This is a genomic window from Pantoea sp. AS-PWVM4, assembly GCF_000468095.1.
GTDB classification, from domain to species: domain Bacteria; phylum Pseudomonadota; class Gammaproteobacteria; order Enterobacterales; family Enterobacteriaceae; genus Pantoea; species Pantoea phytobeneficialis.
The window spans coordinates 1-2,147 of record NZ_ASZC01000040.1; the positions used below are offsets into that span (position 1 = coordinate 1).

The following is a 2,147-nucleotide window of genomic DNA, read 5'->3' on the forward strand; positions in this document are numbered from 1 at the left end:
TCATCTCCGGGGGTAGAGCACTGTTTCGGCTAGGGGGCCATCCCGGCTTACCAACCCGATGCAAACTACGAATACCGGAGAATGTTATCACGGGAGACACACGGCGGGTGCTAACGTCCGTCGTGAAGAGGGAAACAACCCAGACCGCCAGCTAAGGTCCCAAAGTCATGGTTAAGTGGGAAACGATGTGGGAAGGCCCAGACAGCCAGGATGTTGGCTTAGAAGCAGCCATCATTTAAAGAAAGCGTAATAGCTCACTGGTCGAGTCGGCCTGCGCGGAAGATGTAACGGGGCTAAACCATGCACCGAAGCTGCGGCAGCGACACTATGTGTTGTTGGGTAGGGGAGCGTTCTGTAAGCCGCTGAAGGTGGACTGTGAGGTCTGCTGGAGGTATCAGAAGTGCGAATGCTGACATAAGTAACGATAAAGCGGGTGAAAAGCCCGCTCGCCGGAAGACCAAGGGTTCCTGTCCAACGTTAATCGGGGCAGGGTGAGTCGACCCCTAAGGCGAGGCTGAAAAGCGTAGTCGATGGGAAACAGGTTAATATTCCTGTACTTGGTGTTACTGCGAAGGGGGGACGGAGAAGGCTAGGTTATCCGGGCGACGGTTGTCCCGGTTTAAGCGTGTAGGCTTGCATTCCAGGCAAATCCGGAATGCTTTAAGGCTGAGGCGTGATGACGAGTCACTACGGTGATGAAGTAACTGATGCCCTGCTTCCAGGAAAAGCCTCTAAGCTCCAGGTAACACGAAATCGTACCCCAAACCGACACAGGTGGTCAGGTAGAGAATACCAAGGCGCTTGAGAGAACTCGGGTGAAGGAACTAGGCAAAATGGTGCCGTAACTTCGGGAGAAGGCACGCTGGCATTAGGTGAAGGGACTTGCTCCCGGAGCTGAAGCCAGTCGAAGATACCAGCTGGCTGCAACTGTTTATTAAAAACACAGCACTGTGCAAACACGAAAGTGGACGTATACGGTGTGACGCCTGCCCGGTGCCGGAAGGTTAATTGATGGGGTTATCCGTAAGGAGAAGCTCTTGATCGAAGCCCCGGTAAACGGCGGCCGTAACTATAACGGTCCTAAGGTAGCGAAATTCCTTGTCGGGTAAGTTCCGACCTGCACGAATGGCGTAATGATGGCCAGGCTGTCTCCACCCGAGACTCAGTGAAATTGAAATCGCTGTGAAGATGCAGTGTACCCGCGGCAAGACGGAAAGACCCCGTGAACCTTTACTATAGCTTGACACTGAACATTGAGCCTTGATGTGTAGGATAGGTGGGAGGCTTTGAAGCGTGGACGCCAGTCTGCGTGGAGCCAACCTTGAAATACCACCCTTTAATGTTTGATGTTCTAACGTAGGCCCGTAATCCGGGCTGCGGACAGTGTCTGGTGGGTAGTTTGACTGGGGCGGTCTCCTCCCAAAGTGTAACGGAGGAGCACGAAGGTTGGCTAATCCTGGTCGGACATCAGGAGGTTAGTGCAATGGCATAAGCCAGCTTGACTGCGAGAGTGACGGCTCGAGCAGGTGCGAAAGCAGGTCATAGTGATCCGGTGGTTCTGAATGGAAGGGCCATCGCTCAACGGATAAAAGGTACTCCGGGGATAACAGGCTGATACCGCCCAAGAGTTCATATCGACGGCGGTGTTTGGCACCTCGATGTCGGCTCATCACATCCTGGGGCTGAAGTAGGTCCCAAGGGTACGGCTGTTCGCCGTTTAAAGTGGTACGCGAGCTGGGTTTAGAACGTCGTGAGACAGTTCGGTCCCTATCTGCCGTGGGCGCTGGAGAATTGAGGGGGGTTGCTCCTAGTACGAGAGGACCGGAGTGAACGCACCACTGGTGTTCGGGTTGTCATGCCAATGGCATTGCCCGGTAGCTAAGTGCGGAAAAGATAAGTGCTGAAAGCATCTAAGCACGAAACTTGCCCCGAGATGAGTTCTCCCTGACTCCTTGAGAGTCCTGAAGGGACGTTGAAGACGACGACGTTGATAGGCCGGATGTGTAAGTGCAGCGATGCATTGAGCTAACCGGTACTAATGACCCGTGAGGCTTAACCTTACAACGCCAGAGGCGTTTTGAGTTGAGAGACGCGAGAATTTTCAGCCTTGTTCGAACGGATTGATTCGTATGGCCTGCGAGGGCGGT

1 rRNA gene is annotated in these 2,147 nt (G+C 53.8%); it reads left to right on the forward strand.

Going from position 1 to position 2,147, the window contains the following annotated elements:
* A 23S ribosomal RNA gene (locus L579_RS22925) occupies positions 1–2,060 on the forward strand; the annotation flags it as partial.
* Positions 2,061–2,147: the final 87 nt, after the last annotated feature.